Raw genomic sequence first — 21,968 nt, 5'->3', positions numbered from 1 at the left:
GGGAGGGCGGCCGGTGTTTGCAGGGGCCGGGACGGTTGCGGGTCCTCGGCGGAGCCTCTATATACCCGCCACCGATTTTTATCCAATGCCCAAAGGACTGCCCCCATGGCAATTGAACGCACCTTCTCGATCATCAAGCCGGATGCCACCCGCCGCAACCTGACCGGCGCGATCAATGCCAAGATCGAGGCCGCCGGCCTGCGCATCGTCGCCCAGAAGCGCATGCAGATGAGCCAGGCCCAGGCCGAGAGCTTTTACGGCGTGCACAAGGCGCGGCCCTTCTTCAAGGACCTGGTTGATTTCATGATCTCCGGCCCGGTGGTCGTGCAGGTGCTGGAAGGCGAGAACGCCATCGCCAAGTACCGCGACGTGATGGGCGCCACCAACCCGGCCAATGCGGCTGAGGGCACCATCCGCAAGGACTTCGCCGAGAGCATCGAGGCCAACTCGGTGCACGGCTCGGACGCCCCGGAGACCGCCGCCGTGGAAATCGCCTATTTCTTCGCCGGCACCGAAATCGTCGGCTAAGTCCTTCCGGACTTCGGAATGCAGAAGGCCCGGCAGCAATGCCGGGCTTTTTTCGTCTCTCGCTTGTCATGCCCGGACTTGATCCGGGCATCCCATTTAAATGGGACCCTCGGGTCAAGCCCGAGGGTGACGGTCAGGGAAGTGGTGAGAGTAGTGCGCTCTTCGCCAGTTCCGCATCACGCACCGTCACGGTATTGCCACTGACGGCCAGCCGCTCTTCCGCCAGCCAGCGCAGCGCCTGCGGATAGATCACATGTTCCTGCGCCAGCACGGCCGCCGCCACGTCGTCGGCCGTGGCGCCGTCCGGCACCGGCACGGCGGCCTGGGCGATGACGGGGCCGTCATCCATCTCGGGGACCACGAAATGCACGGTGCAGCCGGTGATCTTCGCGCCGGCCTCGACCACGCGGCGATGCACGTCGAGGCCCTTGAAGGCCGGCAGCAGCGAAGGATGGATGTTGATCATCCGGCCGCTCCAGCCCTGTACGAACTGGGGGGTCAGCAGGCGCATGAAGCCGGCGAGGCAGACGATGTCGATGCCACTGGCGTTCAGCAGGGCATCGAGTTCGGCATCGAAGGCCGCCCGGTCCTTGCCCTTGCTCTCGATCACGGCCGTGGCGATGCCCTTCGCCTGCGCCTCGGCCAGCCCTTCGGCATCGGCGCGATTGGAGAGCACCAGCGCGATGCGGGCGGGGTAATCCGGCGCACAGGCGGCATCGATCAGCGCGGCCATGTTGCTGCCGCGACCCGAGATCAGGATCGCGACCGCCTTGCGGCCGGCCCCGGAGTCCGTCACGGGATCAGGTCCAGGCGGTGTCGGTGTTGCGCATCGACACCATCGGCTCGGCGGCGGTGTCTTCCTGCGCCTCGATCATGCCGATGCGGAAGACCTGCTCGCCGGCAGCCTTCAGCTTGTGCTCGACGATGTCGACCTTGTCGGCCGAGACCACGGCGACCAGGCCGATGCCGCAGTTGAAGGCGCGCGCCATCTCGGCATCGTTGATCCTGCCGGCGGTCTTGAGCCAGCGGAACACCGGCGGCAGCGCCCAGCCGGTGGCGTCGACGATGGCGTCGGTGCCGTCGGGCAGCACGCGCGGGATGTTGTCGACCAGGCCGCCGCCGGTGATATGCGCCATCGCCTTGATCAGGCCGTCGCGCACCAGCGGCATGCAGCTCTTCACATAGATCCGCGTCGGCGCCATCAGCACCTCGGCGAGGCTGCGGCCCGCCACGAAAGGCGCCGGGCTCTCGAAGTCGAGGCCGGCGTCGGCGATCACCTTGCGCACCAGCGAGAAGCCGTTGGAATGCACGCCGGAGGAGGCGAGGCCGAGCAGCAGGTCGCCGCCCTTGACGCCCTGGGGCAGCAGGCGGCCGCGCTCGGCGGCGCCGACGGCGAAACCGGCAAGATCATAATCCTTGGCGGCATACATGCCCGGCATCTCGGCAGTCTCGCCGCCGATCAGGGCGCAGCCGGCCATCTCACAGCCCTTGGCGATGCCGGCGATGACGCTTTTCGCGGTCTCGACCTCCAGCTTGCCGGTGGCGAAATAGTCGAGGAAGAACAGCGGCTCGGCGCCCTGCACCAGGATGTCGTTGACCACCATGGCGACGAGGTCGATGCCGACGCCGTCATGGCGGCCGGTCTCGATGGCGATTTTCAGCTTGGTGCCGACCCCGTCGGTCGACGAGACGAGGATCGGATCGACGAAACCGGCGGCCTTGAGGTCGAACAGGGCACCGAAGCCACCGAGGGATGCATCGGCACCCTTGCGGCGGGTGGCGGCGGCAAGCGGCTTGATGGCATCGACCAGAGCCTCGCCGGCGTCGATGTCGACCCCGGCTGCCTTATAGAGCGGCGACGTGTTGATGATGGCCTCCACGATGGGCTATGGTGGATGCCGGCCAACATACTCATTCCCCTTATCTTTGCAATGCTCCATGGTCGCCCGCTAAGGGCCTGTATTCCCGCCTTTTTCGCCTTGCTCCTGGCGGTCGCGGCCCTGTGCCCGGCGCATGCCCAGACCTTGGCCCAGACCCTGGCCCAGACGCCAGGCCAGACTCCGCCGCCGGCGGACCCGTTTACCGTGGCCAAAGTGCCGGTGGATGCCAGCGCCGACAGCGCCGCCGCCGCCCGGCCGATTGCCATCGCCGAAGGCGAGCGCCGCGCCTTTACCCTGCTGCTGCGCCGCCTGACCCTGCCGGAGGATGCCGACCGGCTGCCGCGGGCCAGCGAGACCCTGCTGAACCAGATCATCTCCGGTTTCGAGATCGGCGACGAACGCACCTCGGCGACCCGCTACATCGCCACCATCACCGTGCAGTTCCGCGCCGATGCCGTGCGCCGCCTGCTGCAGGACAGCCGGCTGGTCTATTCCGAGACGCGCAGCCGGCCGATCCTGCTGGTGCCGGTCTGGCAGTCGCCGGACGGCAACCGGCTGTGGGAAGCCGACAATCCCTGGCGCGATGCCTGGCTGCGCCGGCCCGAGGCCGACGGCCTGGTGCCACTGTCGGTCGCCCCGGCCGACCCGAGCGGCACCGCGCCGCCGCTCGACCGCCTGCTCGGCAGTGCCGACCAGCTGCTCGCCTTTGCCCGCCAGCGCGGCTTCGACGATGTCGTGGTGGTGTCGGCCACCCTGCAGCAGCAGGACCCCGGCAATGTCCGCGTCGAGATCTATCCCTACCACGCCGGCACCGCCGATTTTCTCGACCGGCTCGATACCTACCAGTCGGTCGGCGGCACCCTGGAGGAGGCGCTGACCGGCGGCGCCATCGAGATCGCCCGCCGCATCGAGGCGCGCTGGAAGCGGCTGACCGTGGTCGACCTGCAGAAGCAGGGCCAGCTCAGCGCCGCGGCCAGCTTTGCCAGCCTGGCGGAATGGACCAAATTGCGCGGCACGCTGGGTGCCCTGCCGCTGATCCGCAAGGTCGAGGTGCTGCGGCTGTCGCATCGCGACGCCCAGGTGCTGATCGACTATTACGGCGAGCCCGGCCAGCTCTCGGTGGCACTTGCCCAGCGCGACGTCCAGCTTGACCAGCGCGACGGCTACTGGGTGCTGCAGGGGCGCAAACCGTGAGCCAGCGCCAGCAGTGGCTCGCCTGGGGCCTGATCCTGGCATTGTTCATCGTGCTGCTGGTACTGCTGCGCGGCATCCTGCTGCCCTTCGTGGTGGCGATGGCGGCGGCCTACCTGCTCGATCCGGTGGCCGACCGGCTGGAAGAACGCGGCCTGTCGCGCACCATGGCGACCCTGTGGATCGTCATTGTTTTCTTTGCCGTAATCGCCGCCGTGGTCGTGGTGCTGGTGCCGGTGATCGTGCACCAGCTCGACAGTTTCGTCGGCAACCTGCCGAAGTATCTTGCCACCCTGCGCGACTATGCGCTGCCATACCTGCAGCATATCGCGGGCCGTTTCGGCATCGATCTCGACAGCGGCCTGCAGACGGCGCTGAAGGGCAACTCCGAACAGGCCATGAAGGTGGTGAACGGCGTGCTGGCCGGCCTGTGGGGTGGCGGCGCGGCCCTGTTCAACACCCTGTCGCTGCTGGTGGTGACCCCGGTGGTCAGCTTCTACCTGCTGCGCGACTGGGATCGCATGATCGCCCATATCAACGACTACCTGCCGCTCGACCACGCCGAGACCGTGCGCGAACAGGCCCGCGAGGTCGATCGCGTGCTGGCCGGATTCGTGCGTGGCCAGATGCTGGTCTGCCTGATCCTCGCCACCTTCTACGGCCTCGGCCTGTCGCTGCTCGGCGTGCAGTTCGGCCTGTTCATCGGATTGATGGCCGGCGCCATCTCGTTCATCCCCTATGTCGGCAGTTCGCTCGGCTTCATCGTCTCGATCGGCGTGGCGCTGGCGCAGTTCTGGCCGGACTGGATCTGGGTGGCGGCGGTGGCGGCGCTGTTCGCGGTCGGACAGTTCCTCGAAGGCAATTTCATCGCGCCGAAGCTGGTCGGCGACCGGGTCGGCCTGCATCCGGTCTGGATCATGTTCGGCCTGTTCGCCGGCGGCGCGCTGTTCGGCTTTGTCGGCATCCTGCTGGCGGTGCCGGTCTTCGCGGTGATCGGCGTGCTGACCCGCTTTGCCCTGAACCGCTACCGCGACAGCCTGCTCTACCATGGCGGAAGGCCCCCCGGCGGCCGGCCATGACGAGGGGGCAGTTGAGTCTGGGCCTCGCGCTGCCGGTGTCCTGGTCGCGCGAGGACTTCCTCGTCGCCGCGGGCAACGAAGCCGCGCTCGGCTGGCTCGATCGCTGGCCTGACTGGCCGAACCAGGCGCTGGTACTGCATGGCGCGGCGGGCAGCGGCAAGACCCATCTGGCGCATATCTGGGCGGCGCGGAGCAATGCCCGCCTGATCGTCCCGGCTGACCTGACAAAAGACGCCGTGGACGGTCTGGCGCGGCAGCCGCTCGGTCTCGACGATGCTGACCGCGGCGCAGACCCCGTGGCCCTGTTCCATCTGGTCAACCTGATGCGCGAACGTGGCCACGGCCTGCTGCAGACCGGCAGCCTGCCGCCGGCGCAATGGTCGTATACGCTGCCCGACCTGATGTCGCGGCTGAAGGCGATGCCGGCCGCCGGCATCGCGCCGCCGGACGATGCCCTGCTGGCGGCGGTGCTGGTCAAGCTGTTCAGCGACCGGCAGCTCCATGTCGGCGAGGATGTCGTGCGTTATCTGGTGCCGCGCATCGAGCGCTCGTTCCATGCCGCGCGGCACTGGGTGGCAGCACTGGATGCCGCTGCCCTGTCGGAGGGGCGGGCGGTGACGGTGGCGCTGGCGCGCCGCCTGCTGGACGAAGCCGCCAGCTAATCGATTTTCTTGCCGTCGAGGTCCTGGGCGGTGCGGGCTGCGGCCTTTTCTTCCGCTTCGCGCTCGGCGCGGCTGCGGCCGAAACGGCTGTGGTTTTCCGCCGCCTTGACCTTGGCGCCCTTGCGGTCGCGCGCCTTGCGCTGCTTGCTGAAGCTGATTACCTCGCCCATGGCCGGATGCTAGCGCGCCCGGCGACGGAAGAAAAGCTCAGGCCTCGATCTGGCCCGGCGCGCTGAAGGCGTAACCACGGCCATAGATCATCTTGATCGGCGCCTCGATATGGGTGGTTTCCCGGATCTTGCGGCGCAGGCGGTTCACCACGGCATCGAGGTGGCGGTTGTCCCAGGTGGTCTGCGGCCGCGCCATCAGCCGGGTCAACGCATCGCGCGAGCAGGGCTGGCCGGCGTTTTCCAGCAGGGCGGCGACAAAGGCAAGCTCGGTTGCCGTCAGTTTGACCTCGCGGCGGTTCGGCGCCTGCAATTGCCAGGTGCTGCGGCTGAGCAGCCAGAGGTCGGGCTGCCGGCCGGCGGCAGGCTGCGGGTCCTGCAGGCGGCGCAGCAGGCTGTTCACCGTTGCCTCGATCTCGCGCAGGGTGCTGTGTTTGACGAGATAGATATCGGCGCCGCTGTCAAAGCCGCGCACGCGGTCGTCGGCCTCGCCGAGTGCCGTCAGCATGATGATGCCGCAATCCAGATTGCTGCGGATTTCGCGGGCAAGGTCGAAGCCGTTGCCGTCGGGCAGGCCGATGTCGAGGATGATGATGGCTGGTGGCTCGCTGCCCTTGAGGGCCGTGCGTAGCTCGCGGGCCGAACCGGCCCCCTCGGCGGCGAAGCCGCGCATGGCCAGGTAATCGACCAGGTCGGTGCGCAGCGACGGTTCGTCTTCGACGACAAGGATGCGGCTCATGCGGGGATTGCTTCGCTGATGGCCGGCGCCGGCCCGGGCAGCGGCAGGTATACGGTGGCAATGGTGCCGCCGGCCGGTCCCGGCTGCAGACTGAGCCGGCCGTGGTGATAATCCAGCAGCTGCCGGGCGTTGTGCAGCCCGAGACCGGTGCCGGTGGCTGGCTTGGTGTTCGAGGCGCGGAAGAAGCGCCGGCCGATCAACCCGGCCTCCGCCGGCGGGATGCCGATGCCGCGGTCGGTAACGCTGAGTAGAATGGCGTCCGGCGCGGCCTGCGCAACGATGTCGATTGCACTGTCTTCCGGCGAATACTTCACGGCGTTGTCGATCAGGTTGATCAGCACGGTGGCCAGCATGTCGAGGTCGCCCCAGTAATAGGGCAGGGACGCGTCGGCAGCGAAACGCAGGCGCGGCGCGGCATCCATGCCGTCGAAATGCCGGGCGACGATGTCGAACAGGGCCGGGATATCGATCCGTTCCGGCTGCAGCAGGGCGTCGCTGCGGCGCTCGGTGTTGAGGAAGCGGTCGGTCAGCTGCAGCAGGCGCTGCACGGCCTCCCGGATGCTGGCAAGTCGTCGGGTCACCGTGTCGGTTTTCTCGTCCAGCACCACGTCGATCATTTCGGCGGCGCGGTCGATGATGGCCAGCGGCGTACGGAATTCGTGGGTCACCATGCGCAACAGCTGGTGCTGTTCTTCATGCAGCGCCTTCTCGGCATCGAGGCTGGCGGTCAGCCGGTCCTGCAGGCGGCTGCGTTGGGCCACTTCGTCCGACAGCGCCTCGTTCTTGCGGCGCAGGTCGGCCGACAGCCGCACGCCGACCATCAGCAGCAGCGACAGGAACAGTCCGGTGATGAAAATGTTGAAGTAGAAGAAATACCAGGATTGCACGGCATTGGTCAGCAGCATCGCCTGATTGTCATAATGCAACAGGGCGACCACGGTCCGCGCATTCAGGGCGATCAGATCGGTGGCGAACAGGCCGAAGGTGAACCAGCGCAGCACGCTGGGCTGGCTGCGGTCACGGCCCACGCTGAGCATCATATAGCCGACCAGAACCGTGGCGATCGTGTCGCTGGCGATGATGCGGACGGCGATGTTCTCCGGCGCGATGGCGATGGCCGCCGGCCAGAACAGCACAGTGGTGGCGATGCAGGCGAGCATGAGGGGCGGATTGCCGCGCTGGCCGAGGAAACGGGCCAGGCCATGGGTGATCAGCACGGCGCCGATATGGATGCAGTAGTTGTAGGTGATGAGCAACGCCGGTGGCGAGACATAGCCGTGGAACGACTGCAGCAGCAGACCGCCAGCAAAGATGATGAAGCCGGCGGCGATGAACCTGAGCTCGTACAGATGGCGCTGCGTCGCCCAGACCAGCAGCCAGATCAGGCCCTGGAATGTCACGGTCACGGTCAGCAGCAGCAGCAGCGTCGGCAGGTCGAGCATGGCGGCCGGATTTTACCCGATCTGCCGTCAATGCCCAGCACGCCGGGCCGCGAGAATTGACAAGAATCCGGGCGCCACCGGTATCGGTGACGCCCGGATTCTCACAGCACGGCATCGGCCAGCAGGTAGAGGTCCAGCCCGATGATCAGGGCGGTCACCGCCGCCGCGGCAATGATCGTGGTGCGGCCGAGCGCCAGCCGGCCCATCAGCTCGCGGCGGGCGGCAATCGCCACCAGCGGCGCCAGGGCAAACGGCAGGGCCAGCGAGAGGACTACCTGGCTCAGCACCAGCAGCTGGTCGGGGCTCTGGCCGCCGCCGCGGGTCATCAGCGTGAAGCCGATGGCGACGGCAACCACCCGGGTGACGATGCCGCGCAACCAGGCCCGGCTCTCGCGGCCGCGGAAGCCGCGGGTCAGGATGCGGCCGGCCAGCACGCCGGTGATCGCCGAGGACTGGCCGGCGGCATAGAGCGCGATGGCGAAGACGGTGGCCATCACGCCGCCCAGCACCACCGCCATGGCAGCATGGGCGTCGTCGAGGCTGGCCACCGCGATGGTGCCGCCGGTCAGCGAGGCGGCAGCGACGATCAGGATCGCCGCGTTCACCAGCATGGCCAGACTCAACGACAGCACGGTATCGCCGGTTGCGGTGCGCAGGGCTTGGCGTTCGCGGCCAGCAGGCAGGTCGCGCAGCCGCTCGGCCAGCAGGCCGGAATGCAGATACAGGTTATGCGGCATGATGGTGGCACCCAGGATACCCAGCCCGATCAGCAGGGCGCCGGTATCATGGCCCAGCACATGACCGGCATTGGCGATGTCGCGCGCCATGATGCCGGCATCGGGCTTCGCCGCCACCAGCAGGGCGATGAAGGAGACGGCTACGATGGCGATCAGGCCGTTGACCAGCTTTTCCTGCAGGCCGGCATGACCCTTGGACAGCAGCATCACCGCCAGCGTGCCGGCGGCCGTGACCAGCAGGCCGGTTTCCAGCGACAGGCCGACCAGCAGGCGCAGCGCGATGGCGCCGCCGACCAGCTCGGCCAGGGCGGTGGCGAGGATCGCCGCTTCGCCGGCGGCCCAGGACAGCAGGGCCAGCGGGCGAGGCAGGATGCGGGCGGTCAGGGTGGCGAGATCCTCGCCGGTGGCGATGGTGACCCGCACCACCAGGGTCTGGATCGCCATGGCCAGCAGGCTCGAGACCACCACGACGGTCAGCAGGCTGTAGCCATAGGCGGTGCCGCCGGCAATGTCGGTGGCCCAGTTGCCGGGATCGATATAGCCGACGGCGACCAGCAGGCCGGGACCGACCAGCCGGCGCAGGGCAGCCTGCAGGCCCGGGCTCTGGCCGGGCTCGCCGCGGGACGCGATGGCAGTAATCAGGGCAGACATGGCGGCACCTCTCAGATGCGAATTATTATCAATATGACATCTGAGAGGATTGCGATCAAAACGATTATTTCTCTATGTGTGATCGGAATCACCGATATATCACGAGCAGGCAAATGCTCCTCATGCGCCCCGTCTGTTCCCGTTTTCGATGTTCTGAAGTTACGCATAGGTAACCAGACTCACTCGCCAAGTTGGGCCGGGACCACGAAGCTGGCCAGAAAGCCGCTTTCCGGGGTGATTTCGGCCCAGGTGGTCACCGGGAAGGTCAGCTCGGCCAGACCGGCGGTGGGAAACTTGCCGGTCAGGCGGGGCAGGGCATCGCCGGCGGCGCTGCCGGTCAGGCGCTGGGCGAATTCCTCCAGACCCGGATTATGGCCGATCAGCAGCAGCTCGCGGCAGCGCTTGGGCGCAGCACGGATGATGGCGAACAGCGCCGGCGGCTCGGCCAGATACAGCGAGGGCTCGAAGCGGACCCGCGGCCGGTCGCTGTCGTCCTCGGCCCCGGCAGTTACCGGCTGCAGGCGTTTTTCCAGCCGCTCCCAGGTCTGGCGGGTGCGGGTGGCGGGCGAGCACAGCACGAAGTCGGGATGGATGCCGCGCTCGGCCATATGGCGCGCCATATGGCGGCAGGCTTTCTTGCCGCGCGGGCTGAGCGGACGGGCAAAATCGTCCAGTCCCGGGTCGTCCCAGGCGGACTTGGCGTGTCGCAAAAGCCACAGGCGGAGCATGAGCTTATCCTTCTTTTCCGGACCGTCGGCCAAGTGTCGCCGCTTTGACACAAAGCATCGTTAGACCTATACCCGAAGGCGCCGGCCGGCGGGGAGGGTGGACCATGTTCCCGCGGACGGTTCGCCGGTAACGGCAGAGGCATCGGATATGCAGCAGGTAGCGGAAAATCTCCAGTCGGCCCCCACGGCGAAAACGGTCGCCAAGGCACAGCCGGCGATCACGCTGAGCCCCAAGGAGCGGTTCATCAACCGCGAACTGTCGTGGCTCGCCTTCAATCTGCGCGTCATGGAAGAGGCCAACAACACGCGCTATCCGCTGCTCGAACGCCTGCGCTTCCTGTCGATCTCGGCCAACAACCTCGACGAATTCTTCATGGTCCGCGTCGCCGGCCTCTACGGCCAGGTCAAGGCCGGCATCGAGGAGATCAGCCAGGACGGCCTGACCCCGGCCCAGCAGCTGGTGGTGATCAACGAGGCGGCCAGCGAGCTGATGATCAAGCAGCAGGCCTGCTGGAAGGCGCTCAGCATCGAACTCGGCGTGGCCGGTATCCATGTGCTGGAACCGGACCTGCTGAAGGCCGAAGAGTTGCGCTGGCTCGAGGATTATTTCCTCGAACAGGTCTTTCCGGTTCTGACGCCTCTGGCCATTGATCCCGCACATCCTTTCCCGTTTATCCCCAATCTGGGTTTCGCGATGGTGATGCAAATGCGTCGGATTCGTGACGGCCGCAGCCTGAATGCGCTGCTGCCGCTGCCCAGTCAGGTCGATCGCTTCGTGCGCCTGCCGGGCGACGGCATCCGTTTCCTGTCGCTGGAGAACCTGGTCGGCCTGTTCATCAACAAGCTGTTCCCGGGCTACGAGATTCTCGGCAAGGGCCAGTTCCGCATCACCCGCGACAGTGACATCGAGATCGAGGAAGAGGCCGAAGACCTGGTCCGCCTGTTCGAGACGGCGCTGAAGCGGCGCCGGCGCGGCAGCGTGATCCGTCTCAAGATCAACGCCGAGATGCCCGACGGCCTGCGCAAGTTTGTCTGCGAGGAGCTCGAGGTCATTCCGCAGGCGGTGATCGTGGTCGACGGCATCCTCGGCCTGGCCGATACCAAGCGGCTGATCATCGACGATCTGCCGGAGCTGAAATTCAATCCGTTCAGCCCGCGCTTCCCGGAACGCATCCGCGATTTCGGCGGTGACTGCTTCGCGGCGATCCGCCACAAGGATATCGTCGTCCATCACCCTTACGAAAGCTTCGACGTCGTGGTGCAGTTCCTGCGCCAGGCAGCCGCCGACAGCCAGGTGGTGGCGATCAAGCAGACTTTGTACCGCACATCCGACGACAGCCCGATCGTGCGCGCGCTGATCGAGGCGGCCGAGGCCGGCAAGTCGGTCACCGCGCTGGTCGAACTGAAGGCGCGTTTCGACGAGGCCGCCAATATCAAATGGGCGCGCGACCTGGAACGTGCCGGCGTGCAGGTGGTCTACGGCTTCATCGAGTTGAAAACCCACGCCAAGATTTCGCTGGTGGTGCGTCGCGAGGGCGGCCAGCTCAGCACCTATGTGCATTTCGGCACCGGTAACTATCATCCCTATACGGCGCGGGTTTACACCGATCTCAGTTTTTTCACCGACGATCCGGACCTCTGCCACGACGCCACCTACCTGTTCAACTTCCTGACCGGGTATGCGCCGCCGGAGAACCTGAAGAAGGTGGCGATCTCGCCCTATACCCTGCGACCGCGGCTGCTGGAGCTGATCAAGGAAGAAATCCGCCACGCCGAGGCCGGCCGGCCGGCGGCGATCTGGGCCAAGATGAACAGCGTAGTCGATCCGGTGGTGATCGATGCGCTGTACGAGGCCAGCTGCGCCGGAGTGCAGATCGATCTTGTGGTGCGCGGCATCTGCTGCCTGCGGCCCGGCGTGAAAGGCCTGTCGGAGAATATCCGCGTGCGCAGCCTGATCGGCCGCTTCCTCGAACATTCGCGTATCGTCTGCTTCGGTGCCGGCAAGGGACTGCCCTCGGCCGATGCCAAGCTGTTCATTTCCTCGGCCGACTGGATGCCGCGCAACTTCGACCGCCGCGTCGAGGTGCTGATCCCGATCGAGAACCCGACGGTGCACGAGCAGATTCTCGACCAGATCATGGTTGCCACCCTGAAGGACCAGGCGCAGAGCTGGTATCTCGGCCCCGACGACACCTATACGCGGGCATCGTCCGAAGCGGATGCCTTCAGTGCGCATACCTATTTCATGACCAACCCGAGCCTGTCCGGCCGCGGCAAGGCGCTCAAGAAACCGGAGGCGATTCCGCGCCTCCAGCTAAAACCCGCCAACGGCAAGGCGTGATCACGGATACCGGATGGCAGTAGCGCAATCGGCCCTCAAGAGCGTTGCCGCGCAGGCGTTGCTGCCGCTTGGCGTTATCGATATCGGGTCCAACTCGGTCCGTCTGGTGGTCTTTGACGAGCCGGCACGGCTGCCGACCGCAATGTTCAACGAAAAGGTGCTGTGCGGCATCGGCCGGGGCCTCAGCGAGACCGGCGCGCTGGATGGCGACGGCTCGCGGCAGGCGCTCGTCGCGATCCGCCGCTTCGTCACGCTGGCCCGCCGGATGGATGTGCGCAGCCTGCAGGTGGTCGCCACCGCCGCTGTGCGCGATGCCAGCAACGGTGCCGCCTTCGTGGCGCAGATCGAGCGCGATACCGGCGAGACGGTGCGCATCCTGACCGGCAACGAGGAGGCGACCTATTCGGCCTATGGCGTGCTCAGCGGCATCCCCGAGGCCTGTGGCGTGATGGGCGATCTCGGCGGCGGCAGCCTGGAGCTGGTGGCGGTCGACGGCCACAAGATCGGCGACAGCATCACCCTGCCGCTCGGACCGCTGCGCATTGCCAATCTCGGCTCCTACAGCGTGCTGAAGGCTTTCGTCGACGAGAAATTCGCCGAGGTCGGCTGGCTGAAGCAGTGGAAGGGCAAGGCGCTCTATGCCGTCGGCGGCTCGTGGCGCGCCATCGCCCGCGTCCATATGGCGCAGAAGCACAGCCCGCTGCACATCATCCACCAGTATACGCTGGCGCGCGGCGAGGCGAATGACTTCGCCCGCCTGATCTCCAAGCAGAGCAAGGAGTCGCTGGCCCGCGTCGAGGGCGTGCCGCGGCGCCGCCAGGATTCGCTGCCGCTGGCCGCCCTGGTGCTGCGCCGCCTGCTCAAGGCGCTGGAGCCGAAGGAGGTCATCTTCTCGGCCAACGGTCTGCGCGAAGGCATCGCCTATGCGATGCTGGACGAGCGGCAGCGCAGCGAAGACCCGATGCTGGCCAGTTGCATCCATATGGCGATGCGCGAGAGCCGCTTCGGCGAGCACGGCAAGGAGATCGACAGCTTCATCGCGCCGCTGTTCGAGCGCGACAGCCCGGGGCAGCAGCGCCTGCGACTGGCGGCCAGCATCCTGTTCGACGTCTCCTGGCGCGTGCATCCGGATTATCGCGGCGAGCAGTCGCTCGGCCTGATCCTGCATGCGCCGTTCGGCAATATCACCCAGAGCGAGCGGGCCACACTGGCGCTGGCCATGTTCGCCCGCTACGCCGGTACGGTCAGCGATCCGGCCGCGGCCCCGGCCTGGCAGCTGCTGAATGCCGGCGAGATCGACTATGCCCTGCGGATCGGGCTGGCGATCCGGCTGGCCCATACACTGTCGGGTGGCGTGCCGGGGATTCTCAATGAGTGCCGGCTGAAGCCGAACGGCAATGGCATCCTGCTGGAAATCCCCGCGCAGCATGCAGCCCTCGATGGCGAAGCCGTGCAGCGCCGCATGGAGGCGATGGCCAAGGCGATGAACCGCACCGGCGAGGTGCGGATCGTCAAGGGAAAGTAGGCAGCTTCAGGCCTTCAGTTCGACCAGCTTGATCTTGCTGCCGTTGGCGGCAAGCGCCAGTTCGCCATGCTTCAGGCGCAGGGCGTCGTTGCCGAACAGCTCGCGGCGCCAGCCTTCCATGGCCGGCACCTCGGCCTTGTCGTCGGCAGCGATGCGGTCGAGGTCGGCGGAGCTGGCCACCAGCTTCTGGGCGACGTCATGCTCGTCGCATTTCATCTTGAGCAGCACTTTCAGCAGCTCGACCAGCGGCCCGATGCCGCGCGGCAGTTCCGGCTCGCGTTCAACCACCGGCCAGCCGTCCTTCGGGCCGGCCAGCTTGGCGGCGATCGCGGCCAGCAGGCCGGCGCCCATCTTGCCCTCGGCAAAGCCCTTGGACAGGCCGCGCATGCGTTCGAGGTCCTCGGCCGCCTTCGGCGGATGGGCGGCGATCTCCATCAGGGTCTCGTCGCGGATGATGCGCTGGCGCGGAATGTCGCGGTTGCGCGCCTCGACCTCGCGCCAGGCGGCGGCGGCCTGGAGCACGGCGAGGTATTCCGGCTTGGTGGTGCGCGGCTTCAGCCGTTTCCAGGCATTCTCCGGCGGCAGCTCGTAAGTGGCCGGATCGGCCAGGATTGCCATCTCGGCGTCCAGCCAGTGGGCGCGGCCGGATTTCTCCAGCCGGGCGGCCAGCTTCTCGTAGGCCTTGCGCAGATGCGTCACGTCCGACAGGGCGTAGGTGACCTGCTTTTCGCTCAACGGCCGGCGCGCCCAGTCGGTGAAGCGCGACGATTTGTCGATCTGCGCCCCGGCCAGCTTGGCGGCCAGCTGCTCGTAGGAGACCTGGTCGCCGAAGCCGCAGACCATGGCGGCGACCTGGGTGTCGAACAGCGGGGCGGGCACTTCGCCCATCAGCTTGGTGAAGATTTCGAGGTCCTGGCGGGCGGCGTGGAAGACCTTGAGTACCGACCGGTTGCGCAGCAGGGTGAACAGCGGCTCCATCGACAGGCCGTCGGCCAGCGGGTCGATCACCCGGGCCTCGTCCGGGCCGGCGATCTGGATCAGGCAGACCTTGGGCCAGTAGGTGGTTTCCCGCATGAACTCCGTATCGACGGTGACATAGGGGACCGCGGCGAGGCTCTCGCAGAAACGGCTCAGCGCGTCGGTGGTGGTAATCGGGGTCGGGTCAGCATTCATGTCTGGCCTGATAGCATGCTCCGGGGCGCGGCCCAATGGCCGGACAGGTGCGGCGGCGCCGATTTTGCCCTAGGATCGGCCTTGACTTTCCGGCCCCGACAGGGCCTTTTCCCCCTGTATTTTCACGGTTTTCCTGCGGATTCCCGCGCTCCCGTCTGCTGAAGGTTGCCATGTCCCGTTACCGCACCCATACCTGTGGTCAACTGCGCCCCGAACAGGTCGGCGCCGAGGTCAAGCTGGCCGGCTGGGTCCATCGCAAGCGGGATCACGGCAATCTGCTGTTCATCGACCTGCGCGATCATTACGGCGTCACCCAGTGCGTCACCCAGACCGGGTCGGATGCCTTCGCCGCCATGGAGGCTTTGCGCTCGGAATATGTGGTCAGCGTCACCGGCAAGGTGGTCGCCCGCACCGCCGAGACCCTGAACCCGAACCTGCCGACCGGCGGTGTCGAGGTGGTGGTCTCCTCGATCGAGGTGCTGGGCGAGGCGCAGGACCTGCCGATGCCGGTGTTCGGCGAGCAGGAATACCCGGAAGACATCCGCCTGAAATACCGCTTCCTCGACCTGCGGCGCGAGCGCCTGCACAACAACATCATCCTGCGCAGCAAGGTGATCTCGTCGATCCGCCGCCGCATGACCGACCAGGGCTTCATGGAGTTCCAGACCCCGATCCTGACGGCCTCGTCGCCGGAAGGCGCGCGCGACTTCCTGGTGCCGAGCCGTATCCATCCCGGCAAGTTCTATGCCCTGCCGCAGGCGCCGCAGCAGTTCAAGCAGCTGATCATGGTGTCGGGCTTCGACCGCTATTTCCAGATCGCGCCCTGTTTCCGCGACGAGGATGCCCGCAAGGACCGCAGCCCGGGCGAGTTCTACCAGCTCGATGTCGAGATGAGCTTCGTCGAGCAGGATGACGTGTTCAACGCGGTCGGCCCGGTGATCCACGGCGTGTTCGAGGAATTCGCCAACGGGCGCGACTGCGGCCCGGTCGATTTCCCGCGCATTCCCTATCGCGAGGCGATGCTGAAATACGGCTCCGACAAGCCGGACCTGCGCAACCCGATCATCCTCGCGGACGTGACCGAGGTGTTCCGCGGCTCCGGCTTCGGCGTGTTTGCCCGCAATATCGAGAACGGTGCCGTGGTGCGCGGCATTCCGGCCCCGGGTGCCGCCGGCCGGCCGCGCAGCTTTTTCGACAAGACCAACGATTGGGCGCGCCAGGAAGGCGCTGCCGGGCTTGGCTACATCATCTTCGACAACGGCGAGGCCAAGGGCCCGATCGCCAAGTTCCTCGATGCCGACCGCGTCGCACTGCTGAAGACACTCGCCAACCTGCAGGACGGCGACGCGATCTTCTTTGCCTGCGACAAGGAGCTGCCGGCGGCCAAGCTGGCCGGCCAGGCCCGCATCCGCATCGGCGACGAACTCGACATCTGCGAGAAGAACGTCTTCAAGTTCTGCTGGATCGTCGATTTCCCGATGTTCGAATACAACGAAGACGACAAGAAGGTCGATTTCAGCCACAACCCCTTCTCGATGCCACAGGGCGGGCTCGACGCGCTGAACACCCAGGACCCGCTGACCATCAACGCCTTCCAGTACGACATCGTCTGCAACGGCGTCGAACTGTCGTCGGGCGCGATCCGCAATCACAAGCCGGAGATCATGTACAAGGCCTTCGAGATCGCCGGCTACGGCCCCGATGTGGTCGAGGGCAAGTTCGGCGGCATGCTGAATGCGTTCAAATACGGCGCCCCGCCCCATGGCGGCATCGCGCCGGGCATCGACCGCATCGTCATGCTGCTGGCCGACGAGCCGAACATCCGCGAGATCGTGCTGTTCCCGATGAACCAGCAGGCGCAGGATCTGATGATGCAGGCGCCGAGCGAAGTGACCCTGAAGCAGCTCCGCGAGCTGCATATCCGTGTCGTCGCGCCCGACACTGATAAAAAATCCTGATCATGTGAAGGCGGGGCGGCCATGCTCGAACAGCTCGATTATGTCCGCTTCGCCGTCACGCTGTTCTCGATTCTCGATCCCTTCGCGGCGATCCCCTTATTCCTGCTGCTGACCGACGGCCGCTCGGCGCGCTACCGCTCGGGCACGGCGCGCACGGCGGCCCTGGCCGCTTTCGCCATCCTGGTGATCGCCGGATTTTCCGGCGACCTGATCCTGCGCCTGCTCGGCACCAGCCTGCCGGCCTTCCAGGTCGGCGGCGGCATCGTGCTGTTCATGATGTCGCTCAGCATGATCAACGCCAAACTCAGCCCGCAGCAGCATACGCCGGAAGAGGGCGCCGAGGCCGGCGACCGCGATGCCGTCGGCGTGGTGCCGCTGGCGATGCCCTTGCTGGTCGGCCCCGGTTCGATCTCGGCTACCGTCATCCACATGCAGAAAGGGCATGGCTGGGTCCATGATGCCCTCAGCGTGGGCGTTCTGGCTGTGATCTGCCTGGCGGTATGGATTATCCTGAAAGCGGCGGTGCCGATCGGCCAGCGGCTCGGCCAGACCGGCCTGAACATCCTGAACCGCATTTTCGGCTTGCTGCTGGCCGCCGTAGCGGTTCAAATCTTCGCCAACGGGTTGCGGGGGCTGTTTCCCGGCCTCGGCTGATCTCCTGCCGCCCGCAAATCACAAGAAGAAGATTGCCTCGCCATGCTGGACAAAGACGCGCAAGCCTTCCTCGAAACCGTCCGCCAGGCCGGCCGCCCCGACTTCTCGACCATGTCGCCCGCGGAAGCGCGCAAGCTCTACAAGCAGACCCGCGCCGCGGTGACGCCGGAGGCGCCGGAGATGTCGGAGATCGACAACCTCGCCGCGCCCGGTCCGGCCGGGCCGATCCCGCTGCGCTATTACCGGCCGGCCGGTGCGGCGAAGAAGGATGCGCTGCCGGTGCTGGTGTTTTTCCATGGCGGCGGCTGGGTGATCGGCGACCTCGATACCCATGATGTGGTCTGCCGCCTGCTGGCCAACGAGGGCCGCTGCGCCGTCGTCTCGGTGGATTACCGCATGGGCCCGGAGGCGAAATTCCCCGCCGCGGTCGACGACGCGCTGGCCGCCGTCGAATGGGTGGCGAGCGAGGCCAAGGCCTTGCGCATCGACCCGGCGCGGCTCGCGGTCGGCGGCGACAGCGCCGGTGGCAATCTCGCCGCCGTGGTCAGTCTGCTGGCGCGCGATGCGAAGAACACGCCGAAGATCGCCTATCAGTTGCTGATCTATCCGGCCACCGACATGCATATGGGCACCGCGTCGCATGACAGCTTCGGCGAGGGCCATCTCTTGACCCGCGCGGCGATGGACTGGTTCCAGGCGCAGTATCTGACCGGACCGAAGGACCGCGACGACTGGCGCGCCTCGCCGCTGCTGGCGAAAAACCTGAAAGGCCTGCCGCCGGCCTATGTGCTGGTCGGCGGCCATGACCCTTTGCGTGACGAGGGCGAGGCCTATGCCATGGCGATGAAGAAGGCCGGCGTGCCGGTGGTGTTCCGCGAATTCGCCGGCCAGGTGCACGGCTTCGTGCTGCTCGGCCGCGCCATCCCGCAGGCCGGCCAGGCCATCGCCGAAATGGGCACCGCGCTGAAGCTCGCCTTCGGGCAGGGCTAACCCCCCAAACTCACTCCGATCAGCCTGCCGATGCCGTAGGTGATCGCCGCCGAGCCGAGCCCTATCGCCATCTGGCGCGCGCCCGAGAACAGCAGGCCGCGGCCGGTGAACAGGCTGGTGCCGGCGCCGATGGCAAACAGCGCAAAGGCGCTGGCGACGATGCCGGCCAGCACCGCCTGCTCGCCATCGAGCGCGATGAAGCCGAGCAGCGGGAAGACCGCGCCGATGGCGAACAGGGCAAAGGACGTGCCGGCGGCGGTCCAGGCCGAACCGCCGAGTTCCTCGGGGTCGATGCCGAGTTCCTCGCGCACCAGGGTATCCAGCGCGGTCTGCTTGTTGTCCATCATCTTGGCGGCGAGCGCCTGCGCTTCCGCCTCCGGCAGGCCCTTGGCCTGATAGATCAGGGCGATCTCCTCGACCTCCTCGTCGGGCGCCTGTTCCAGTTCCATCGCCTCGGTCTGGATCTGGCCCTGATAGAGCTCGCGCGCCGAATTGACCGACAGCCATTCGCCCATCGCCATCGAGCAGGCACCGGCGACCAGGCCCGCGATGCCGGTAACCAGCAGGGTGCGGCTGTCGATGGTGGCGCCGGCAACGCCGGCGACCAGCGAGAGATTGGAGACCAGCCCGTCATTGGCGCCGAGCACGGCTGCGCGCAGCGCATTGCCGCCGCTGCGGTGCCGGCCTTCCAGCCGCGCCAGCGCCGCACCGGGCAGGCCGTTCGGCACGCCTTGCGCGATCACCTGCAGGATGCGGGCATGGGAGCGTTCGTCCTGCGGCAGGCCGCCGGCGACAGCTTCGCTCTGGGTGTCGTATTTGCTGCTGTCGGCGCGCTCGAGCCCGCCGATCACCGGCAGCACGAAAGCGGGCCCGAAGCGGCGGGCGAGATAGCTGAGCGCCCGGGTGCGCCAGCCCGGCGGCGGGTTGCGGATGGTCTTGCCGAGCGCCTCGAGCTGCTTGCGCCAGACCTCGGCATGGGCCTCCTCGATGGCGGCGAGCCGGGCATAGACCTTGGCGAGATCGGGATTGGGTTCGGCCTCGGCGAGCGCATGGTAGAGGCGGGCGCCATCGACCTCGTCCCGGAAGTTGGCGCGATAGCGGGCTTCGTTGGCAGGCTCAGTATTGGCGGGCTCTGTCACGCGGTCACTCCATGGCAGGTTTGCCGAGAACGAGGACCCATAGCACACGGCGCGGGTCGCCGGTATCGCGGCGCACGTCGGCGCCGAGCGCCTCGACCGCGGCGCTCAGCAGGTTGCGGCGATGGCCCGCGCTGTCCATCCACAGGCCGACCACCGCGGCGGCGTCGCAGGCGCAGAGCGCCAGATTCTCGGCACCGGCGCGATAGGGATAGTTCGCCAGCCGCAGCCGCCGGGCGAGGTCGCTGCCGTCGCAGCCGGTGTGGCTGAGCTGGCCGCAGGTCTGCAGGTCGGCGGCCTGGCGGGCGGCTGCGGTTGCCAGCCGCATGTCCCAGTAGAGCGCCGGCAGGCCGGCCGCGGCCCGCGCCGTATTCACGGCGGCCAGGATGGCCTGCGGCCCGGCAATGGCCTGCGGTGCAGTGATGTGCTGTGGCCCAGTAACGGCCTGCGGCGGTGTGTCGCGGCCGGCTGCGGCGGCGCCCCCGGGTATTCCGGCAAAAGCCAGCAGGAACAGGCAGATAATCGGCGAGGACCACCGTCGGGAGGCATGTCGGATCAGCATAAGAGGGTTACCGGAATGATACATGTGCGGTCTGTCAGCCGCCTGTAAGGTCCGCGGCATACCGTGACGCCGTGCCAGAAGGCATATCATACAGGAGCAGAAAGATGTCTATCAGCTCGATCACTTCGGGTTCGGCCGCCGCCCTTGCCTCCCTCCAGTCGGCCAAGCCGGCCGGCGGGGACAACGATGGCGACAACGACAACGACGCCACCGAGTCCGCCTCGGTCAAGGCCAGCGAAGCCAAGGGCCCGCTGCCCGTCGGCGGCAGTGTCGGCCATTCGGTCGATATCTCGGCCTGAGCGGCGATCCCCCACGATACGACTGCTGCAGGGATTCCCCCAATCCCGCCCAGCAGCCGGCACATCGAACCCCGACCTCCTTGCGGAGGCCGGGGTTTTTGCTTATCGGCGGCCTGATGTGCGTCAGGACAGGAAGTTCACCAGGCTGAAGCCGCCGCCGGCACTGCCGCCGCCGAGCAGACTGAGGAAATAGCTGGTGTTCTGCGCGCGGATCAGCTGCTGCGTCATGTACTGGCTGTAGGCGCCGCCGGTGTTGTAGGGATTGCTGCTGGTATTGCTGTTGCTGCTGTTTGACGTGCTGTCGGTGCTGCTGCTGCTGTCGGCGGGCACCGAGCCGGCTGGCAGGTATTGCTTCAGTTCGGCATAGGCGGCGCGGCGCTCGTTGGTGGTGTAGCTCTTGGTCTCGTCGTAGACGACGGCATTCAGTTCCTCGCGGGTCAGGCCGGCGAAGGGATTGGTCTTGTCCAGCCCGTTGACGAAGCGGGTGGCGGAGCGTTCGCGGGCGACCTGCTGGTCGGTGGCACCGGCAATGGTCTCGCTGTTGTTCTTCAACTGCTCGTCGAGGTTCGGCGTTTTGGCGAGATCGGTCAGTACCGCCTTTTCCAGCGTGTCGCGCTGACGCAATGCGGCGCGCCGCTCGTTGACGGTATAGTCGCCGGTGTCGTTGTCGATGATGGCGGTCAGCTCGTCGCGGGTCTTGCCGTCGAACGGGTTCTTCGCCTTGGCCACGCCGTTGACGAAGTCGGTCGCCGCCTTGGCCGAGGCCAGCCGGTCCTTGGTGCCGGACTTCGGCACCTCGGCATCGTTCACCTTCTTGTCGAAATCGGTTTTCGGCGTCAGCTCGTCGGTGATCCGCGCATTGTCCTGGCGGGCGAATTCGCTGTAGGCGGCGCGGCGTTCGTTCACCGTGTATTTGCCGTCCTTGTCGACGATCACCGCCGCCAGCTCGGCCGGCGTCTTGCCGGTGAAGGGATTGGCGGCCTTGCCGTGGATGAAATCGGTCGCCTGCTGTGCCGCGGCCTTGCGGCTGGCGTCGGCTGTGGCGTCGCCGGTCAGCGGCGGCAGCGCCGTGTCGGCCTGGCCGGCTTCCTTCGCGCTGTCGAGGAAGATGGCGGAGAGGACCTGCTTCATCTTCTCGGTGATCTGGGCTTCCAGGTCCGGGGTATTGGCCGCTGCGGCCTGCTGGGCCAGAAGCTGCAGCGCGGCAGGGGAGAGGGTCACCTCGACGCCGACATCCTGGCGCAGGTCGGTGGCCGCCATGACGTCTGTCGGCTTATTGGTGCCGCTGCCCGTGTTGCCGGTGTCGGAAGAGGCGGGTTTGACGGTGCCGGGATAGATCGTGCTGCTGTAGGCATAGGCGGTGCTGACGGTCATGGCGGGCCTCTTGCTGATCCGCCTACGGACTTGCAAGCGCGGGGCCACCGCGGCCGGTTTGTAACCGTATGTATTTATTAAAATATTATCGCTGTGTGACGGGCAGTTTCTGCCCGCCGGGCATAATTTGCCGGCCCGGACATAAATCGCCC

Annotated in this window: 21 protein-coding genes; 10 read left to right on the top strand and 11 right to left on the bottom strand. The window is 66.8% G+C overall.

Annotated elements, in window-relative coordinates; all coding sequences use genetic code 11:
• The first annotated feature begins 105 nt into the window (after nucleotides 1–105).
• Nucleotides 106–528, top strand: coding sequence for a nucleoside-diphosphate kinase (gene ndk / locus ACFOOQ_RS15400; protein WP_379728254.1), 423 nt, complete (start codon nucleotides 106–108; stop codon nucleotides 526–528).
• A 133-nt stretch (nucleotides 529–661) separates the two neighbouring features.
• On the opposite strand, the gene purN is transcribed toward ndk, so the two are convergent.
• Together purN and purM are read right to left on the bottom strand one after the other, a co-directional pair.
• Nucleotides 662–1,324 carry a phosphoribosylglycinamide formyltransferase gene (gene purN / locus ACFOOQ_RS15395; protein WP_379728252.1) on the bottom strand — a complete coding sequence of 221 codons (663 nt, stop codon included), beginning with the start codon at nucleotides 1,322–1,324 and terminating at the stop codon, nucleotides 662–664.
• A gap of 4 nt (nucleotides 1,325–1,328) precedes the next feature.
• Complete coding sequence (gene purM / locus ACFOOQ_RS15390; protein ID WP_379728250.1) at nucleotides 1,329–2,408, bottom strand: phosphoribosylformylglycinamidine cyclo-ligase; 1,080 nt, start codon at nucleotides 2,406–2,408, stop codon at nucleotides 1,329–1,331.
• Nucleotides 2,409–2,552: 144 nt separating this feature from the next.
• Between purM and ACFOOQ_RS15385 the strand changes: the two genes are divergently transcribed.
• The 3 genes from ACFOOQ_RS15385 to ACFOOQ_RS15375 are packed head-to-tail and all read left to right on the top strand — an operon-like array spanning nucleotide 2,553 to nucleotide 5,340.
• Nucleotides 2,553–3,602 carry a DUF2066 domain-containing protein gene (locus ACFOOQ_RS15385; protein WP_379728248.1) on the top strand — a complete coding sequence of 350 codons (1,050 nt, stop codon included), beginning with the start codon at nucleotides 2,553–2,555 and terminating at the stop codon, nucleotides 3,600–3,602.
• A complete protein-coding gene (locus tag ACFOOQ_RS15380) occupies nucleotides 3,599–4,678 on the top strand; it encodes an AI-2E family transporter (protein WP_379728246.1) in 1,080 nt (359 codons plus the stop codon). The genes ACFOOQ_RS15385 and ACFOOQ_RS15380 overlap by 4 nt, the downstream gene beginning before the upstream one ends.
• 11 nt (nucleotides 4,679–4,689) lie before the next feature.
• Nucleotides 4,690–5,340 carry an HdaA/DnaA family protein gene (locus tag ACFOOQ_RS15375; protein ID WP_379728244.1) on the top strand — a complete coding sequence of 217 codons (651 nt, stop codon included), beginning with the start codon at nucleotides 4,690–4,692 and terminating at the stop codon, nucleotides 5,338–5,340.
• On the opposite strand, the gene ACFOOQ_RS15370 is transcribed toward ACFOOQ_RS15375, so the two are convergent.
• The 5 genes from ACFOOQ_RS15370 to ACFOOQ_RS15350 form a co-directional block, all read right to left on the bottom strand.
• A complete protein-coding gene (locus ACFOOQ_RS15370) occupies nucleotides 5,337–5,510 on the bottom strand; it encodes a DUF4169 family protein (RefSeq protein WP_379728242.1) in 174 nt (57 codons plus the stop codon). The two genes, ACFOOQ_RS15375 and ACFOOQ_RS15370, sit on opposite strands and share 4 nt — an antisense overlap.
• Nucleotides 5,511–5,547: 37 nt before the next feature.
• The gene (locus ACFOOQ_RS15365) at nucleotides 5,548–6,246 is read right to left on the bottom strand and encodes a response regulator transcription factor (protein ID WP_379728240.1); all 699 of its coding nucleotides are present in this window, start codon (nucleotides 6,244–6,246) and stop codon (nucleotides 5,548–5,550) included.
• A complete protein-coding gene (locus tag ACFOOQ_RS15360) occupies nucleotides 6,243–7,688 on the bottom strand; it encodes a sensor histidine kinase (protein ID WP_379728238.1) in 1,446 nt (481 codons plus the stop codon). The genes ACFOOQ_RS15365 and ACFOOQ_RS15360 overlap by 4 nt, the downstream gene beginning before the upstream one ends.
• 101 nt (nucleotides 7,689–7,789) lie before the next feature.
• Nucleotides 7,790–9,076: an Nramp family divalent metal transporter gene (locus tag ACFOOQ_RS15355; RefSeq protein ID WP_379728236.1), complete on the bottom strand. Its 1,287-nt coding sequence runs from the start codon at nucleotides 9,074–9,076 to the stop codon at nucleotides 7,790–7,792.
• A gap of 179 nt (nucleotides 9,077–9,255) precedes the next feature.
• Nucleotides 9,256–9,804 carry a SixA phosphatase family protein gene (locus ACFOOQ_RS15350; RefSeq protein WP_379728234.1) on the bottom strand — a complete coding sequence of 183 codons (549 nt, stop codon included), beginning with the start codon at nucleotides 9,802–9,804 and terminating at the stop codon, nucleotides 9,256–9,258.
• Nucleotides 9,805–9,952: 148 nt separating this feature from the next.
• Between ACFOOQ_RS15350 and ACFOOQ_RS15345 the strand changes: the two genes are divergently transcribed.
• Nucleotides 9,953–12,145 carry an RNA degradosome polyphosphate kinase gene (locus ACFOOQ_RS15345; RefSeq protein WP_379728232.1) on the top strand — a complete coding sequence of 731 codons (2,193 nt, stop codon included), beginning with the start codon at nucleotides 9,953–9,955 and terminating at the stop codon, nucleotides 12,143–12,145.
• Nucleotides 12,146–12,158: 13 nt separating this feature from the next.
• Nucleotides 12,159–13,670, top strand: coding sequence for a Ppx/GppA phosphatase family protein (locus tag ACFOOQ_RS15340; RefSeq protein WP_379728230.1), 1,512 nt, complete (start codon nucleotides 12,159–12,161; stop codon nucleotides 13,668–13,670).
• Nucleotides 13,671–13,676: 6 nt separating this feature from the next.
• On the opposite strand, the gene rnd is transcribed toward ACFOOQ_RS15340, so the two are convergent.
• Entirely contained in the window at nucleotides 13,677–14,843 is a 1,167-nt protein-coding gene (rnd, locus tag ACFOOQ_RS15335) for a ribonuclease D (protein WP_379728228.1), read from the bottom strand.
• A 170-nt stretch (nucleotides 14,844–15,013) separates the two neighbouring features.
• On the opposite strand from rnd, the gene aspS reads away from it, so the two are divergent.
• Genes aspS through ACFOOQ_RS15320 form a run of 3 tightly spaced genes read left to right on the top strand, consistent with a single transcriptional unit; the run spans nucleotide 15,014 to nucleotide 18,445 of the window.
• Nucleotides 15,014–16,801, top strand: coding sequence for an aspartate--tRNA ligase (aspS, locus tag ACFOOQ_RS15330; RefSeq protein WP_379728226.1), 1,788 nt, complete (start codon nucleotides 15,014–15,016; stop codon nucleotides 16,799–16,801).
• Nucleotides 16,802–16,822: 21 nt separating this feature from the next.
• A complete protein-coding gene (locus ACFOOQ_RS15325) occupies nucleotides 16,823–17,455 on the top strand; it encodes a MarC family protein (RefSeq protein WP_379728224.1) in 633 nt (210 codons plus the stop codon).
• A 42-nt stretch (nucleotides 17,456–17,497) separates the two neighbouring features.
• Nucleotides 17,498–18,445 (top strand): alpha/beta hydrolase, encoded by a 948-nt coding sequence (locus tag ACFOOQ_RS15320; RefSeq protein ID WP_379728222.1) that lies wholly within the window; start codon nucleotides 17,498–17,500, stop codon nucleotides 18,443–18,445.
• Here the strand turns inward: ACFOOQ_RS15320 and ACFOOQ_RS15315 are convergent.
• A complete protein-coding gene (locus tag ACFOOQ_RS15315) occupies nucleotides 18,442–19,584 on the bottom strand; it encodes a VIT1/CCC1 transporter family protein (protein WP_379728220.1) in 1,143 nt (380 codons plus the stop codon). The genes ACFOOQ_RS15320 and ACFOOQ_RS15315 overlap by 4 nt on opposite strands.
• A 4-nt stretch (nucleotides 19,585–19,588) precedes the next feature.
• On the bottom strand, nucleotides 19,589–20,143 hold the full coding sequence (locus tag ACFOOQ_RS15310; protein WP_379728218.1) for a CAP domain-containing protein: 555 nt from the start codon (nucleotides 20,141–20,143) through the stop codon (nucleotides 19,589–19,591).
• Between the two features lie 104 nt (nucleotides 20,144–20,247).
• Here ACFOOQ_RS15310 and ACFOOQ_RS15305 point away from each other — a divergent pair, with 104 nt between their 5' ends.
• Entirely contained in the window at nucleotides 20,248–20,442 is a 195-nt protein-coding gene (locus ACFOOQ_RS15305; protein ID WP_379728216.1) for a hypothetical protein, read from the top strand.
• Between the two features lie 123 nt (nucleotides 20,443–20,565).
• On the opposite strand, the gene ACFOOQ_RS15300 is transcribed toward ACFOOQ_RS15305, so the two are convergent.
• Nucleotides 20,566–21,816 carry a hypothetical protein gene (locus ACFOOQ_RS15300; protein ID WP_379728214.1) on the bottom strand — a complete coding sequence of 417 codons (1,251 nt, stop codon included), beginning with the start codon at nucleotides 21,814–21,816 and terminating at the stop codon, nucleotides 20,566–20,568.
• Nucleotides 21,817–21,968 lie beyond the last annotated feature (152 nt).

The organism is Ferrovibrio xuzhouensis, from assembly GCF_042648965.1.
Classification (GTDB): Bacteria; Pseudomonadota; Alphaproteobacteria; order Ferrovibrionales; family Ferrovibrionaceae; genus Ferrovibrio; species Ferrovibrio xuzhouensis.
This window is presented reverse-complemented; position numbering and strand designations above follow the sequence as displayed.